General features: G+C 64.1%; 12 protein-coding genes and 1 tRNA gene. 5 read left to right on the top strand and 8 right to left on the bottom strand.

Features of this window, described 5'->3' with window-relative positions; all coding sequences use genetic code 11:
* A partial coding sequence (locus FJ980_RS08500) for a DsbA family protein (RefSeq protein WP_181181145.1) occupies positions 1 to 216 on the top strand: 216 nt, incomplete at its 5' end.
* Between the two features lie 66 nt (positions 217 to 282).
* On the opposite strand, the gene FJ980_RS34645 is transcribed toward FJ980_RS08500, so the two are convergent.
* A complete protein-coding gene (locus tag FJ980_RS34645) occupies positions 283 to 456 on the bottom strand; it encodes a hypothetical protein (RefSeq protein WP_181181144.1) in 174 nt (57 codons plus the stop codon).
* Positions 457 to 901: 445 nt separating this feature from the next.
* Between FJ980_RS34645 and FJ980_RS08495 the strand changes: the two genes are divergently transcribed.
* Complete coding sequence (locus FJ980_RS08495) at positions 902 to 2,791, top strand: ABC transporter ATP-binding protein/permease (RefSeq protein ID WP_181181143.1); 1,890 nt, start codon at positions 902 to 904, stop codon at positions 2,789 to 2,791.
* 280 nt (positions 2,792 to 3,071) lie between these two features.
* Complete coding sequence (mgtE, locus tag FJ980_RS08490) at positions 3,072 to 4,436, top strand: magnesium transporter (RefSeq protein ID WP_140542462.1); 1,365 nt, start codon at positions 3,072 to 3,074, stop codon at positions 4,434 to 4,436.
* Positions 4,437 to 4,490: 54 nt separating this feature from the next.
* Here the strand turns inward: mgtE and gor are convergent, their stop codons facing one another.
* The 3 genes from gor to rpiA form a co-directional block, all read right to left on the bottom strand.
* Positions 4,491 to 5,879 carry a glutathione-disulfide reductase gene (gene gor / locus FJ980_RS08485; RefSeq protein WP_140542461.1) on the bottom strand — a complete coding sequence of 463 codons (1,389 nt, stop codon included), beginning with the start codon at positions 5,877 to 5,879 and terminating at the stop codon, positions 4,491 to 4,493.
* Positions 5,880 to 5,997: 118 nt separating this feature from the next.
* Positions 5,998 to 6,597 (bottom strand): DUF2059 domain-containing protein, encoded by a 600-nt coding sequence (locus FJ980_RS08480; RefSeq protein ID WP_140542460.1) that lies wholly within the window; start codon positions 6,595 to 6,597, stop codon positions 5,998 to 6,000.
* A gap of 21 nt (positions 6,598 to 6,618) precedes the next feature.
* Positions 6,619 to 7,314 (bottom strand): ribose-5-phosphate isomerase RpiA, encoded by a 696-nt coding sequence (rpiA, locus tag FJ980_RS08475; RefSeq protein ID WP_140542459.1) that lies wholly within the window; start codon positions 7,312 to 7,314, stop codon positions 6,619 to 6,621.
* A gap of 160 nt (positions 7,315 to 7,474) precedes the next feature.
* On the opposite strand from rpiA, the gene FJ980_RS08470 reads away from it, so the two are divergent.
* Positions 7,475 to 8,155 (top strand): phosphoglycolate phosphatase, encoded by a 681-nt coding sequence (locus FJ980_RS08470; protein WP_140542458.1) that lies wholly within the window; start codon positions 7,475 to 7,477, stop codon positions 8,153 to 8,155.
* A 67-nt stretch (positions 8,156 to 8,222) separates the two neighbouring features.
* Here FJ980_RS08470 and FJ980_RS08465 read toward each other — a convergent pair.
* From FJ980_RS08465 to FJ980_RS08455, 4 genes are all read right to left on the bottom strand, one after another.
* A tRNA-Val gene (locus FJ980_RS08465) sits at positions 8,223 to 8,297 on the bottom strand.
* Positions 8,298 to 8,408: 111 nt separating this feature from the next.
* Positions 8,409 to 8,579, bottom strand: coding sequence for a hypothetical protein (locus tag FJ980_RS34640; protein ID WP_181181142.1), 171 nt, complete (start codon positions 8,577 to 8,579; stop codon positions 8,409 to 8,411).
* A 135-nt stretch (positions 8,580 to 8,714) separates the two neighbouring features.
* Entirely contained in the window at positions 8,715 to 10,238 is a 1,524-nt protein-coding gene (locus tag FJ980_RS08460; protein WP_181181141.1) for an MBL fold metallo-hydrolase, read from the bottom strand.
* Complete coding sequence (locus FJ980_RS08455) at positions 10,231 to 13,905, bottom strand: S8 family serine peptidase (protein ID WP_140542456.1); 3,675 nt, start codon at positions 13,903 to 13,905, stop codon at positions 10,231 to 10,233. Before FJ980_RS08455 ends, FJ980_RS08460 begins: the two co-directional genes overlap by 8 nt.
* A 574-nt stretch (positions 13,906 to 14,479) precedes the next feature.
* On the opposite strand from FJ980_RS08455, the gene FJ980_RS08450 reads away from it, so the two are divergent.
* Positions 14,480 to 15,163, top strand: a complete 684-nt coding sequence (locus FJ980_RS08450) for a Crp/Fnr family transcriptional regulator (RefSeq protein WP_140542470.1) — start codon at positions 14,480 to 14,482, stop codon at positions 15,161 to 15,163.
* The last annotated feature ends 26 nt before the right edge of the window (positions 15,164 to 15,189 follow it).

Here is a 15,189-nt window from a genome sequence, read left to right as displayed (position 1 = left end):
TCGGTGGTCGAGACGCTGCTGCCGACCGACGCCGACGTTGAGGCCGTCCGCAACGAGATCGCCACCGCTTCGCGCATGGGCATCACCGGCGTGCCCTGCTTCCTGCTTGAAGGCAAATATGCCGTGATGGGCGCGCAGGATGCCGACACGCTTGCCGACGCCATCCGCCAGGTGGCCCAGGCCAAGGCGCGCGGCGAGCTCGAAACCGCGAACTGAATGTTCCGTCAGTGCGATCCGTAGCCGCCGACCTGACCGCCGCGCGCTTTCCTGAAAATTGTGCCGCTATTTCGCGGTCGCCTTGGCTTTGCTCAGGAAGAAGCTGTTGCCGTAGCCAAGCTTGGTCAGATCGCCGCAACAGCCCTGATCGCCGGTATTCTTGGTCGGCCATGTCCGTTTCGGCAGCGGCGAGATCGCCATCGACAGATACGAGCTGCCAGCAAGACCATTTCCGGCCATTTCAGCGCCTCCGGAAAAAGACGAATCGGGTAAACCCTGAGTAGCTCACGGGCGGCAAATTTTCGGTCTTTCCGGTCACCGCCAGTAGCCATCGCGGCCTGCCGACACCTCTTTTTCATTCACAAACCCGTGTTTTCCACTTCCCTAAGGGAAGGTTGCCGGCGGCTGGCGAAAACAGCTCTAACGAACTGAAATAAAAGATGAAATCGCCGCGAGTGGCGATCTCCCGGCGCAGCCTTTCTGTTGCCCTCATGCCACGGCGGGTAACTCTGTTCACATTCGCCGGCAGAAAATTAATGGAAAATGATCAATTGGTGTTACCCTGTGTAACAAAACTAAGAAAGGTTTGGGCGGGATCGTGACTGGGGTCGGTAGACCGCAACGAACAGTACCGGAGCAAACATCCAACGAGGCGAAGACCTCGTCACTGACGCCGGTATCGTCGATGCGCACATTCTGGGGGCTGATGCGAGCCTACTGGTTCTCCGACCGGTGGAAGGAAGCCTGGACCCTCACATTCGTTATCGCGCTGCTGACGGCGTTGTCCAGCAAGGCTGGCGTCTGGTTCGCCTTGGCATTGGGCGAGCTGGGCAATTCGATCGCCTTCCTCCATGACGCCGCCAACACCCACCCGTTGCAGACCATTCTGACCAATGCCGGCGTATTGGTGCTGCTGGTCGTGCTGAAGGATGCCGGCTTCACCGGCGTGCGCAATCTCGTTTCAACGACCTTGCACCGCAAATGGCGGGGCTGGCTGAACAGCCAGTTCAACCAGGCGCTGCTCGACGGCAACCATACCCATTTTCATGCGCAGCACGGCTCGGCGGCCGGCGGCATCGTCGCTCCGGACAACATCGACCAGCGCATCCAGGAATCGATCAAGGACATGACCGGCGGCGCCATCGGGCTTGCCATGGGCGTGCTGGGTGTCGCGACTTCACTCTATTTCATCGGCGAAAACCTGATCGGGTCCTCGGTCGAGGTCAAGGGCCTGGAATTCCTCGGCGGCTACGGCACCGCGGTGCTGGCTTTCCTCGCCGTCGCCATCTACGTGCCGCTGAACACCTGGATCGCCGTCAAGCTCGGGCGGCTGCTCGAGCGGCTCAATGTGCGCATGCAGCAGGCCGAGGGCAGCTACCGCAGCGAACTGACGACATTCCTGCGCCGCAGCTTCCACGTCGCCGCCTCGCATGGCGAGGGCGTGCAAAAGTCGATGCATGACAGGCTCTATGTCGACATCGACAAGACGTGGGGGCGACTCAATATCGTCAACACGAGCTACACGTCGTTCGAGCTGATCTACAATTTCGTCGGCGCCCGTATTGTTGCCTATTCACCAGGCCTGGTGTCGTTCATCCATAACCGTCTCGACTACAAAGGCTACATCACCGGTTCCGAAATGGTCGCCCAGTTGATCAGCCAGTGCTCGTGGTTCATCCATGTGATGCCGGCGATCGCGACGCTGAGAGCCAACAGCCAGCGCGTCACCGAACTCGCCGACGCCATCGAGAACGTCCAGCACCCGCGCGAATTCTATCAGCAGACCGGCCGCTCCGACTTCGGCTACGCCACCCAGAACCCGGTGTTCGGCCTGACCATCCAGAGGCTCGAGCTGGCGCATCAGGGTGAGGACGCGACGCCTTTCCTCAGCGCCGCAAATCTGCGCTTCCGCCGCGGCGAATGGACCTTCCTCAAGGGCGAATCCGGCTGCGGCAAGACTTCGCTGATCAAGGCGATCAACGGCCTGTGGCCATATGGCCGCGGCACCATCGTCTTCCCGGAGGGCGTGACGAGCTTCTACGCTGCTCAGGAGGTCAAGCTGCAGCAGGTCTCGCTGAAGCAGCTCGTCTGCCTGCCGGGTTCCGAGAACGACCATAGCGACACGCAGGTTGCCGCGGCCCTGCACAAGGCCGGCCTCGGCGACTTCATCGGGCAACTGGCCGACGAAAGCCGCGAGGGCAAGATCTGGGATCAGGTGCTTTCGGGCGGCCAGAAGCAGAAGCTGGTGGTCGCGCGCATCATCCTGCAGCAGCCGGGACTTCTGTTCCTCGACGAGGCGACCGGTGCGCTCGACCCCGAAGGCAAGATCGCCTTCCACCAGGCAATCAAGGACAATTGCCCGAACGTCACCGTCATCAGCGTCATGCACGAGGCGGTGGCGCCGCGCTCGCTGTCCGGCGAGGAGTTCTACCACAGCGTGGTTTCGATCGCCGACGGCGTTGCCACCAAGAAGCCGCTTGCGCCCAGCCTGCCGCGCGAGCTCACCACCATTCTGGCCCAGCCTCGGCCGGTCGAGGACAAGTGGCTGCGCTTCCGCCGGCTGAAGCAGAAATAGCAGTCCTGCCAAGCCCTTGACCGGCGACCGTAGCCCGGCTTGGGCTGTCTTCGATCACAGTCTCGCGATCCGGCCTGCCCGCATCCCTTTTCGGCGCCGTTCGCGATTGACTCGGTAAAAACCGCTCCTATGTTGCGCCCGCTCGCAGCATTCAAACGCGAACCCCGCGAGCAGAAAGGTCAGCCCGCCATGCCTGGCGACAGTCACAGTCGAACGCAACCGCCGTCCGCCCTGACGTGACCTGACGGCTCACGTCCTGCCGGACGGCAAGGAGTGAGCCATGAACGAATTCGCACCCGTACTGGACGACGAAGCCGTCGCCGTCGCCCGTGTTCTTGCCAACGATCACGTCGCCGACGTCGTTGAAGCCCTCAACCATGAATCCCGCGAGACGGCCATCGAGCTTCTCTGCGCCGTGCCGTTCGAGCGGCTGGTCGACATCTTCGACCAGCCCGAACTCGAAGCAGCACCTGAGCTTGCCGAGGCCCTGCCGCGCCCGAAGGCGAGCAAGCTCCTGACCGCCATGTCGGTCGATCGCGCCGCCGACATCCTGCGCGAGCTGGACGAGCCGGCCCGCTCGGAGCTGCTCGGCGCCTTGGCGCCGCCGCTGCGCGCGACGCTGCTGTCCATCCTGGGATATCCGGAAGGCAGCGCCGCCTCGATCATGACGACCGAATTCGTCAGCGTGCCCTCGGACTGGACCGTCGGGCGCACGCTCGACCATATCCGAAAGGTCGAGCGTAGCCGCGAGACCATCTACGCCATCTACATCGTCGACCCGGAGACGCATCTTTTGCTGCGGGCGACCGGATTGCGCCGGCTGATCACCGGCAATCCGGAGGATTCGATCCTGTCGGTGGCGCCCGATCGCATGCCGGTGGCGGTGACGCCGCTCACCGATCGCGAGACCCTGGCGCAGACAATCTCCAAATACGACCTGCTCGCCTTGCCTGTCGTCGACCACGGCAAGCTCCTCGGCATCGTCACCATCGACGACATCATCGACACGATGATCGAGGAGACGACCGAGGACGTGCACCGCTTCGGCGGCATGGAGGCGCTGGACGAGCCCTATATGAAGATGAGCTTCCTCGCCATGATCCAGAAGCGGGCCGGCTGGCTTTGCGCGCTGTTCCTCAGCGAGATGCTGACGGCCAACGCCATGCAGAGCTACGAGGGCGAGCTGGAGAAGGCGATCGTGCTGACGCTGTTCATCCCGCTGATCATGAGCTCCGGCGGCAACTCCGGCTCGCAGGCGACCTCGCTCGTCATCCGCGCGCTGGCGCTGCGCGAGATCGGGCTGCGCGACTGGTGGCGGGTGGCGCTGCGCGAGCTGCCGACCGGTCTGGTGCTCGGCTCGATCCTCGGCACCGTCGGCATCTGCCGCATCGCGCTCTGGCAGTATTTCGGCTTCTACGACTACGGCCCGCACTGGATGCTGATCGCGGCGACGGTAGGCGCGGCGCTGGTCGGCATCGTCACCTTCGGCTCGCTGTCGGGATCGATGCTGCCCTTCGCGCTGAAGCGCATCGGCTTCGACCCGGCGAGCGCCTCGGCGCCGTTCGTCGCCACGCTGGTCGATGTCACCGGGCTGGTCATCTACTTCTCGGTGGCGCTTATGATCCTGCGTGGCACGCTTCTGTAGGAACATCTCGACGGCCACCGGCATCGCCGGCGGCCGTCGCATCCCACGATCCGGTCAGACCCGTTCGCCGTTCTTCACGCGATAGGTCGGCTTGTACATCGTTACCAGCTCCTCGGCCGCGGTCGGATGCACGGCCATGGTGCGGTCGAAATCGTCCTTGGTCAGGCCAGCCTTCAGCGGAATGCCGAGAAGCTGCGCCATCTCGCCGGCATCGGGGCCTAGAATATGGGCGCCGATCACCTTCCTGGATGCGCCGTCGACCACCAGCTTGATCAGCATCTTCTCGTCGCGGCCGGACAGCGTATGGCGCATCGGACGGAAGGATGCGCGGTAGACCTCGACATCCGGATAACGCTCGATCGCGTCGTCTTCCGAGAGGCCGACGGTGCCGATCTCCGGCTGCGAGAATACCGCCGTCGGAATGGTGTCGTGGTCCGGAGCTGTCGGGTTGTCCTTGAAGGCCGTCTCGACGAAGCACATCGCCTCGTGGATCGCCACCGGCGTCAGTTGCACGCGATGCGTGACGTCGCCGATCGCCCAGATGTTGTCGACATTGGTGCGCGAATATTTGTCCACGACGATCGCGCCCGTCTTGCTGAGTTCGACGCCGACGCCTTCCAGGCCCATATTCTCGGTATTGGGGAGACGCCCGATCGCCAGCATCATCTGGTCGACCGTCAGTGTCTCGCCAGTGGTGAGCTGCGCGTCCAGCTTGCCCGCCGGTGTCTTGCGCACCGATTCCGAAACCGCGTGGCAAAGAATCCTGATGCCTTTCCTCTCCATGGTCTCGTGCAGCGAGCGGCGCAGATCCATGTCGAAGCGGCTTAGAATCTCCTGGCCGCGATAGACCAGCGTGGTGTCGACGCCCAGGCCGTGGAAAATATTGGCGAATTCGACGGCGATGTAGCCGCCGCCCTCGATCATGATCGCCTTCGGCAGCTCCTTGAGATCGAAGGCCTCGTTGGAGAAGATGCAATATTCATGGCCCGGCAGCGCCGGATGCGGTGCCGGACGCCCGCCGGTGGCGATCAGGATCTGGTCGGCGCTGACCGTGCGGTCCTCGGCAACCAGATAGATGCTGTGCGTGTCGACGAGCACTGCGCGTGAATGGAAGGTCTCGCCGCCGGAGCCTTCTACATTCTTCTTGTAGATCGCTTCGAGCCGCGCGATCTCCTTGTCCTTGTTGGCGACCAGTGTCGGCCAGTCGAAGCTCGCCTCGGGCACCGTCCAGCCATAGCCGGCGGCATCGGCGAAATGTTCGGGAAATTGCGAAGCATAGACATAGAGCTTCTTCGGCACGCAGCCGCGAATGACGCAGGTGCCGCCGAAGCGGTATTCCTCAGCGATGGCCACGCGCTTGCCGAGAGCCGCCGCCACCCGGGCCGCCCTTACCCCGCCGGAGCCGCCGCCGATGACGAACAGATCATAGTCATAAGCGGCCATCGCTTGGGCTCCTGCGGATGAGAAAGACGGAGGTCAGAGGTAGGCTGCCAAGCGGCAAAAGAAAAGCCCGGGCAAACCCGGGCTTTGTGGTCCAGCCGCAGTCGGCGGATCGACACGATCAGTTCTGCGAATCGTCAGCCGGAGCCGAATTGTCTGCCGGAGCGGAACCATCGGCGGGTGCGGCGGCGGCCGGAGCCGGCGCTGCCGGCGCCGCTGCCTTGGCGGCGGCCGCAAGCGTCTCGCCGACCTGCTGGGCGAGATCGCGGGCAACGCCATTTTGCCAGATGTCGGCAGCCTTGACGAGGTCGCGCGTCACCGCAGGGCCGCTATCCAGCAGCTTCTTGCCGGCCTCGGAGCTGTAGAAGGCGGCGATATCGTTGAGGTCCTTCTCGGAGAACACCTTGGCATAGGCCATGGCCGCCTCCTTTTCCAAGTCGGCGCGCCGCGAGGCCATGCCAAGCGCCTTCTCGGTCACGGTCTTGCCGATCAGTTCCTGCATGTCGGGGTTTTTCTGGATGAGCTGCGACTCCAGCGCTCCGGCCGCCTGCGGCAGGATGTTGTCGAACGAGTCCGTGGCATGGATCGCCGCGACAGCCGCGCGAGCGGCCTTCAGATGCGATTCGCTGATGTCCTGCGCAAACACCGGTGACGACAGCGCAAGGACGGCCGAGGCCGCCAGAAGCGTCGAAAAGCGGCGAACTCGTTTAGGCAAAATCATAGTCGGTAGAACTCCCTGGTTTCAGGCTGCATGGACGGTTTCGATACCGTCGCCGCCGGCGATGATGGCCGTTGACGCCAGCCCGATGAATAGACCGTGCTCGACAACGCCTGGAATGGCGAAGAGAGCATTCGACAGCGCTCTTGTATCCGGAATGCGGCCAAAAGATGCATCGAGGATAAAGTGGCCGCCGTCTGTAACAAATGGCTGGCTTCCCGTCATCCTCAATGTAACCGGGCCGGAAAGGCCGAGCCCTGCCGCGGCGGCGCGTACCGCGATCTCGGTGGCGCGCAGGCCGAATTTGTTGACCTCGATCGGCAGCGGGAACCGGCCGAGGGTTTCGACAACCTTGGATCTATCGGCGATGACGATCATGCGCTCGGACGCCGCCGCGACGATCTTCTCGCGCAGCAGTGCGCCGCCGCCGCCCTTGATCAGGGTCAGCTCCGGGTCGACCTCGTCGGCGCCGTCGACGGTGAGGTCGAGCTCGGGCGTTTCTTCCAGTGTAGACAGCGGCACGCCGAGCTCGCGGCAGAGCGCTGCGGTGCGCTCGGAAGTCGGCACGCCAATGACCTGGAGGCCAGTCGCAACCTTCTCGGCCAGCAGCCGCACGAATTCTTCCGCCGTGGTGCCGGTGCCGATGCCGAGCCGCATGCCGCTGCCGACATGGGCGAGCGCTGCCCGCGCGGCCTCGACCTTCAACTGCCTTGCATCCATGGGGAGCCCCGATTTCGCCGGTTTCGCGCGCCTCCTAGCATTTTTGCCTGCCCCGTCAAAGGCTCGCCCTCAAAGGCTCTGTGGACCGATAGAGGCTTCTTGCTTGAACTTGGGCCAGCCTGTATCGGCTGCGGCATCGCAATTGCCGCAGGACCCGCCCATGACCCGCCCGATCATCGTCTTCGACCTCGACGGAACGCTGGTCGATACGGCGCCGGACCTGCTCGACAGCCTCAACCACAGCCTGGCGGCGAGCGACCTCGCCGCTGTCGACGAAGCCGGCTTCAGACGCTTCGTCGGCCATGGCGGCCGCGTCATGATCGAACGCGCGCATGCCGCGCAAAACAAGGCGCTGGTGGCCGAAGAGCACGACCGGCTGCTGAAGCTGTTCCTCGACCATTACACGTTGAACATTCCCGGCAAATCGCGCCCCTACCCCGGCGTCGTCGCCGCGCTCGACCGTTTCCAGGCCGCCGGCTATCTGATGGCGGTCTGCACCAACAAATACGAAGCCAATTCCGCGACGCTGATCGGCGCGCTGGGCCTGTCGAACTATTTTGCCGCGATCTGCGGCCAGGACACTTTTGCTTTCCGCAAACCCGATCCGCGCCATCTCACCGAGACGATCCGGCTGGCCGGCGGCGATGCGGAGAACGCCTTGATGATCGGCGATTCGCAGACCGACATCGACACCGCCAAGGCAGCCGGCATTCCAGTGGTCGCGGTCGATTTTGGCTATACCGACCGCCATGTGCGCGAATTCGAGCCAACTCTGGTGATCTCGCATTTCGACACGCTGACGCTGCAACTGGCCGAGCGGTTGATCGCGGCGGCACGCTGAGCGGCTAAGAACCGAACTGGATTTAATGGAAACTCGTGGGATCATCCAACTTTTTCAGAAAGTTGGATGGTGGGCGATGCAGGGATTGAACCTGCGACCCCACCCGTGTGAAGGGTGTGCTCTCCCGCTGAGCTAATCGCCCGCTCGTTGCCCGAAGGCCAAGCGAGCCGCGATATAAGGGAGGCCGGCTCTCGAAGTCAAGGCGATCTGCCGACGATCTTCCAAGGTCGCAAAACGTCGATCGCACAGCGTGCTAAATCAGCCCTTTCCTCACAGTCATGCGCGTCACGGCGGTGACCAGAATGGCGCCGGTCATGAAATAGAGCGTGGCGATGATATGTCCTTGATGGAAATGCAGCCCGGCAAACAGCAGGGCCGTGACCACGGCAAGGAAGGCGATGACGCGGGAGAATGCATCGGGCATGGGGCGACCTTGTGCAATGTGTTGAATGGCCGCCCTCACTCAGCCGAGTGCTCCATAAATCGGTTTTCGATTTTTCGCAATCGGCCTTGAGGCCGTACTGATCGGCGCCTGCCGCGCGGCGGCGCTCCGGTGGTCCTAGACCAGATCCACTTCCACCCACAGCCCGCCCGGTCCCCGCGCGGCATCGCGCGGCGCGCTGCGCACCGCCTGGATCGAACCGGACGGCGCGGCAAAGACCGGCTTTCCATTCTTGTCCGCCAGCCACGGATCATCGGCACGGATGACGCGGCCCTTGGTCTTTGTCTCGAGCGCGGTCAGGATGCCGTCATAGGGCATCTCGCCCCAGTGCACGTTCAGCGCATCGACCTTGTTGGTCGGGATGAAGGCCGACAGGTCCGAGCTCGTCAGCAGATCGAAACCCTGTTTCTGCGGCGTGGCGTTCTGGCTGCCGTGATGGGCGACCTTGAGATAGACGGTGCGCGCCAGAAGATCGGCCGATGTGACGTTGCCCTGCCCCACCGGCCATTTCAGGTCCTTCCAGCTTAGCCAGTTGCCGATCTGGGCGTCGCCGGGGAACAGCAACACCCGGCCGCTGTCGATGAACTCGAAGGCCAGCACCAGGCTGGTGTTGTTGACGCCGCGGTCGAGCTGCAAGGCCAGGTCGGCGGCGATCCCCATCCAGTCGGCGTCGATGCGCCGCCAGGACTGGTCGCGGTCTTCCATGGATGCCGCGGCCGAGACTGGTCCGGAGTAATGCTTGCGGACAAAGGCGGCGATGTCGATGGCCGGGTCGCTGCCCTTGTCGCCGGCGAGCGCCGCGGAGAGCGGCGTGCCGACATTGCGCTCGAACGGACTGAGCTCGTCGACGTAACCGGCATCGGCCGCCTCGTTCATCTTGAGACCGCTCGCCAGCGCCCGCGCGTACGGGCCACCGCTGGCCAGCGGGAACATCTCGCTCGCCTTTTCCTCCAGGCGAAGCGCCGCCTTGTCGCGCGGCGGGCCGAGCACATAAACGCGCAGGTTGGGCAATGCGTCGATCGTCACCGGCGGTCCGCCGGGCTCGAAATAGGTCGGCGACGGTTTTTGCGACAGCTTTGCCGCTGCGTCGCGGGCCGAGCGCACCCGCTCGCCGGCGGCGCCGAACTGGAAGCCGAGCACGGATTGCAAGCCGTCGCGCACGCCGGCCATGTAGGTGCTAAGCCCCTGCATTGCGTCGAGCTTCCGGCCCACGCCTTGCAGCGCGGCGATCGCCTGGCTCTTGAACTTGTCGAGCTCCACCGCCTCGCCGTCCGCAGGATTCTCGGTCCAGGCCATCCAGACATCGCGGACGATGAAATCCTTGAAGAGGTCCTTCGCGGTCAGGAAGCCGGAGACATGGTCCCAGTGTTCGTGCGTGACGACGAGTATATCGATCTTGCCGCCGGTCTCCTTCTTGAGGTCGGCGACGATGTCGGCGACCAGCGCCGAGCCACTCTTGATCGAGACATGAATGCCGCAATCGATGAGAATGCGGAACGGCTTGCCGTCCGGCTTCTTGAACGTCAGCAAGTGGCAGTCGCCGATGCCCTGGCAGTAATGCCTGACGGTGATGCCCGCTGCCGGCGTCGCCGCGGGAGCCGCTTTTGCCGGCCTAGTTCTTGCCGCCGGTTTTCTAGACATGGTCGTCATCTCCGTCGCTGGCATGCAGTAAGGCGAAGGGTTCCGACACTTCGCCGCCGAAATAGAGCGTTCTCAGCGGCGACAGATAACTGGCGGCCATCGTCCCGGCCTGACGCTTCTGCCGGTCCGTGCTGCCGGTGTTCTTGATGATGGAGTAGCGGATTTCCTCAAAGCCCTCGCGCGGATCGATAATGATCGTGGCGCCGCCGCGGAACCAGAAGAAGCCATCGCCCTTGGCCATGCCTTGCGGCTTCGCCGTGCCGTCCAGCGCAACCGGAATGCGCTGCTGGATGACCGCCACGACTTCGACGCGGAACGAGCCGTCCGGCTCAACGCGGCGCGTCGGGCGCACGCTGTAGATGTCGAAGGTCGTCTCGCCTTTCTTCGGCGGGTGCATGACCGTGCCGTCCTCATTGTAGCGCGGCAGGTCGGGCAGCAGGCCGAACTGCTTGTAGAGGTCCGGATCGGAGGCGAAGGCCTTGTGCATCGCCTTCCACAGCGCATAGCGGTTCTTGTCGTTGAGCGCGAAGATCTCGGCCCGCTTCAATTTCTGGTTCCAGCCGAGGTCGATCTTGCCGAGCAGGCCCTTCAGCCAGACCGGCGACGGATCCTCCGGCGCGCTCCAGGCGAGCGTCTCCTCCGAGATGGTGCGAACGTCGCGCGGCAACAGCTTCCATTTGCGGAAGGATTCCAGGAAGGCCAGGCGGTAGTGCAGCGGATCGTCCGGGTAAGCGTCGCGGTCGGCGGTGATCAGGGCGCGCAGATATTCGCCGAAAGTGATGTCGACGGAAGGGCAATAGTCGAGCGCGCGGATGCACATGGTCAGCATCTGCGTGGCGGTCTTGGCAACCTCGTCGGTGAGGCGCTCGACCAGGCTCGGATGCAAGGTGCCCGCCGGCAGGATGCCGGAGCCGCCGGTGGCAAGCTGGATCAGGTCGTCGGTCCGCCGGTCGGCGATGGCAAGAAAGGCCTGGTAGACAGCGAAAACCAGGATCGAGCCCCGGTCATGCGCCTCGAAAGTCTTGTCGTAGTCGAGGTCGGCCATGCCGGCGCCGCCATATTCGCGCAACGGCCCGGCCCGGCCGTTGCCTTCGCCGAACTGCTTGGCAATACCGGAAAGCAGCGAGGCGGCCGACAATTCGCCCCTCGCCTTGCCGATCTCGAAGCCGACCAGTTCCTTCAGCGTGAAATGCTGGAACAGCGCGACGATGTCGGCGAAAGCCTCGTGGAAGGCCGGCACATCCGGGTTGGATGCTTCTTGGAAGCGGCGGTGCAGCCCGTCGAGCAAAGCGTGAGACATCTCATGCGCGACGATGTCGCTGGACAGGCACGAGAACACGGTCGTTCCGGGCGTGGTGACGTCGCCCTGATTGCTGGTCGCCGGGAAATAGCCAAACAGCAGCGCCTTCTTTTCCGGGCTGTAATAGGCATTCTCGGCACGCAACGCATGCGGATAGATGCGCAGGCGCGGCACGTAATGTGCCTTCACAGTCATGTCGCCGGCCCGGCCGGGAGCCTCGGCGTAGTGCGGCGCCCACAACGCCCGCCGGCCAAGAGCGCGCTCGAAATGCCCGATCGTGGTCATGGCCACCGCGTAGACCATCTGCTGGTGGAATTTCGGATTGCCCTCCGAAGGCGGCAGGCCGTCCTGCGCCAGCAGCACCTTGTCGTTGAGGTCGACCGGATCGTAGACGCGGTCGGACGCGGGGTCGACATCGACCACCTCGAGATATTCGCCGATCGGACCGGGCAGCAGCGGCTTTTCCGTCGCAGGCTCGTCGTCCCACGGCACCGAAAGCGTCGCCTGGTAGACCGAAACCGAATCGAGCCGTTTCGCCACCGACGGATCGAGGGCGTAGATGCGCAGGCGCCGTTGCGGCGGCGGCAGCGGCCGCGGCTTGCGCCTGATGGCCGGTGCCGGGCCCATGACCGGCGCCGGAACCGCTACGCTGGCGCTTGGCCGGTCCAGCCATTCTTCCAGAAAGGCCTTCAACGGCTTCGACGGATTGCCCTGGTCGAGCGCCGCCTCCAGGTAGCGGTTGCGCGCCGCCGACGAAACCTTGCCAGGATCGCCATCCGGGTCGGCGATCGCCTGGTCGACTGCCGCCGTGGTTTGCGCCATCTGCGTAAGTTCCAGTGCAAACATCATCCGCTGCCGAAGCGTCGCCGGCGGTTGCGCCGCCAACGAATTCCCTCCGGTCAAAAGGTCCAGCCAGCTCCACGTGTAGGTGGCGGGCTCGAGCTTCGTCAGGCTGCTCGCCGCCGGCGGCTGGAAGCCCAGCGCATCGAAGGCCCGCAAGACGCCCTGCCCGATCTTCTCCTTCGTCTCCGCCGCATTCATCTTGGCCGTCGATTTCAGGGCCTTCGCGAACAAGGCCTTGCGTACGGCTTCGACACGCATCCAGGGCTGAGGATAGTTCTTCACCACGTCCCAGTGCTCGGCGAGCCAGAGAGCGGCCGCGGCCGCGACCTGCGGGGTGGCGGCGGAGGTGCCGCTGCCGTCCATGTCGACCACCTTGCGACAATCGATCTCGGCCCATGGCACGTTCGGCGTGTAGGCGCCGAGCGCCGTATCCATCTTCGACGGCGGCCCGTAATTGCCCTGCATGGTGCCGAAGGAGAGCCCGGCATAGGCGCGCCCGTCGCCCATCAAGCCGCAGGCCGCAAGCACCCGGTTGTAGCGCGCCGGATAGACGATGCTGCGCGGCGTGATGGTGAAATTGTTGCCGGCCGCCGTGACCATGACCACACCGTGGTCGTAGGCAAGATTGACGGCGTCGACCAAAGCCTGCGAGGCGAGGCCGCCCATGCTCATCGACAACACCTGCGCGCCCTGCTTGCGCGCATAGTCGATGCCTTGCACCATGGTGCCGGTGGTCAGCCGCACCACCCAGTCGGCGATGCGCACCGGCAGGATTTTCGCCAGTGGCGCGCCGCCGATGAAATCGTTGAAGCCTGGCCAGTGCGGCGAGGAGCCGTCGAGCTTGTTGCCGGCAAGCAGGCTGAGCGTGCCTGTTCCATGGCCGCGATTGCTGGTCAGCGTGCCGGCCGGAGCGTGGTCGGTCGCGTTGCTCGGACCCGTCCCGTCGTCGACGAAATTGCGCTGCTGCGCTGTAAGAAGCGCGGCGGGAATGGTCTGATGGCCTGGATCGAAACCGGTATCGAGATGGGCGATGGTGACGTTGGCCTGCTTGGCGCCCACCTTCTCTCGCGCCGCCGCGAACTGGCTGAAGTCCGGCGCGGCATTCCAGGCGACGCGCCCCGCGACCACCGCCTGTCCGCCCTGCGGGTCCTGATCGTCGAATGCACAGACCGGAGCTGCGCTTGCCGCCATGCCGCGATCGCCGCCGCTGTCCTTATAATCCCACTGCTGCACGATATCGGGCTCGATTGCGAGCACCTCGGCGCCCGCGGCCGCCAGCGCCGGGTTCCGGGCGACAAGATCGTGGGCATGATCCCAGGGGTTGTCTGTATCGGCGGCGTCCGTGGCCAACCGAAACCAGGTGGCGCCGCGATCCCCGGCCGCGGCCGTGCCGGCGCTCACGTCGGCAGGCAGAGAGAGGATCGGCTCGGCTTCGATGCCGCCAATCCGGGGCGGCCCGCCTTGGACCGAGAGCCCCGCGCCGTCGCCGCGAACCTTTACAAGGAGTCCCTTCGCGGCTGCCATGGCCTGCCCCCCCAAAGTGAACCATGACGCCGACCGTCACCTGTAGTCAAGACAAGGTTCCAGCCATACTTCGGTTGATCTCTTTGCCGACTAGGCAATCATGCCGATTGCAAAGCAAAGACCATACACTTCTAAAATAACCATCAGTCCGCCCGATGCGTACATCTGTGAGCGCCTTCACATACGCCGAACAGGGCTTGCGCTCAGATGTTGTAACGGCGGCATCGACGGCCCGAGCTGACTACGGCGTCCGAAGCTGCTGCCGGGCTGCGATATGGATGCAGTTCTCGAGGAGAAATTTCGATCACCTAGCCATTTTCAGGTTTGCCGTCTGCGCGCATGGGCACCTCCCACCCAAGCGCGCGGATGGCGTTTCCAAGATCGGCCCGCAACCGCCAGTGCGCCCGGTCTCCTTACAGTTTGCCGGCTTATCCAATTTCGGCGTGTGACGCGTGACATGGAACGTCCGTCCGCCACCTGCCGATTTCGGTCAGCCACCACAGAAGGAGACGACGCTTTGATCGAGCACGCACTTATCCTACAATTTCCGTCTAACGAGAGGCGGAATCGTATCATGGCTACAAACGGCGCGGACGACAGGAACCTGCCGCGCCTGGCGCGCATCGACCCGCGCCACTTCGACCTGTTGTTCGGTGGCTGCAAGCTCGAGCGCTATGCCGCCGGCCAGCATTTGTTCGTCCAGGAGGACGCTTCCGACCGCATCTACGGCGTGATGAGCGGCACCGTCGAGATTTCGATCTATTCGCCCGGTGGGCAGAAGCTGGTGGCCAATATCGAGCTGTCGCGCAGCCTCGTCGGCGAGATCGGAGCCCTGGATGGGCGCCCGCGCACGGCGACCGCCATCTGCCTTACGGCATGCGAGCTGGTTTCGCTGAGCCGGACGCAACTCTTCGACCGCATTGAGAAAAACCCGCCCCTGGCCCGCGCGATGATCGAATTGCTGTGCACGCGGCTGCGCTGGGTCAGCGGCGAGCTGGGCGACCAGGCCTTTTTCGGTATCGAGGCCAGGCTGGCAAAGCGGCTGGTGTTCCTGAGCGGCGTCATGGCAGACGCTGCGGGCTGGATTCCGATTTCGCAGTCGGAGCTCGGCGAATTCCTCGGGGCGACGCGCGAATCCGTCAACAAGACGCTGAACGACTGGCGCAGTCGGCAGATGATCGCCATCAAGCGCGGCGGCCTGCGCATCACCAACGCCGCCGCGCTGAACCAGATCGCCCAATCGCAGGACGACGACTGAGCAAGCTCGGCGTCTTCGCCGTAGCC

Source organism: Mesorhizobium sp. B1-1-5, from assembly GCF_006443065.1.
In the GTDB taxonomy this organism is placed as follows: domain Bacteria; phylum Pseudomonadota; class Alphaproteobacteria; order Rhizobiales; family Rhizobiaceae; genus Mesorhizobium.
Note: the sequence above shows the minus strand (reverse complement) of the source record. Positions and strands in the feature narration are given on the sequence as shown.

What these genes read in the sequence shown, in the direction of transcription:
- mgtE (WP_140542462.1), top strand. Translation starts at nt 3,072, where the DNA reads ATGAACGAATTCGCACCCGTACTGGACGACGAAGCCGTCGCCGTCGCC.
- FJ980_RS08450 (WP_140542470.1), top strand. Translation starts at nt 14,480, where the DNA reads ATGGCTACAAACGGCGCGGACGACAGGAACCTGCCGCGCCTGGCGCGC.
- rpiA (WP_140542459.1), bottom strand. Translation starts at nt 7,314, where the DNA reads ATGGATGCAAGGCAGTTGAAGGTCGAGGCCGCGCGGGCAGCGCTCGCC.
- gor (WP_140542461.1), bottom strand. Translation starts at nt 5,879, where the DNA reads ATGGCCGCTTATGACTATGATCTGTTCGTCATCGGCGGCGGCTCCGGC.
- FJ980_RS08495 (WP_181181143.1), top strand. Translation starts at nt 902, where the DNA reads ATGCGCACATTCTGGGGGCTGATGCGAGCCTACTGGTTCTCCGACCGG.
- FJ980_RS08480 (WP_140542460.1), bottom strand. Translation starts at nt 6,597, where the DNA reads ATGATTTTGCCTAAACGAGTTCGCCGCTTTTCGACGCTTCTGGCGGCC.
- FJ980_RS08455 (WP_140542456.1), bottom strand. Translation starts at nt 13,905, where the DNA reads ATGGCAGCCGCGAAGGGACTCCTTGTAAAGGTTCGCGGCGACGGCGCG.
- FJ980_RS34645 (WP_181181144.1), bottom strand. Translation starts at nt 456, where the DNA reads ATGGCCGGAAATGGTCTTGCTGGCAGCTCGTATCTGTCGATGGCGATC.
- FJ980_RS08470 (WP_140542458.1), top strand. Translation starts at nt 7,475, where the DNA reads ATGACCCGCCCGATCATCGTCTTCGACCTCGACGGAACGCTGGTCGAT.
- FJ980_RS34640 (WP_181181142.1), bottom strand. Translation starts at nt 8,579, where the DNA reads ATGCCCGATGCATTCTCCCGCGTCATCGCCTTCCTTGCCGTGGTCACG.
- FJ980_RS08460 (WP_181181141.1), bottom strand. Translation starts at nt 10,238, where the DNA reads ATGTCTAGAAAACCGGCGGCAAGAACTAGGCCGGCAAAAGCGGCTCCC.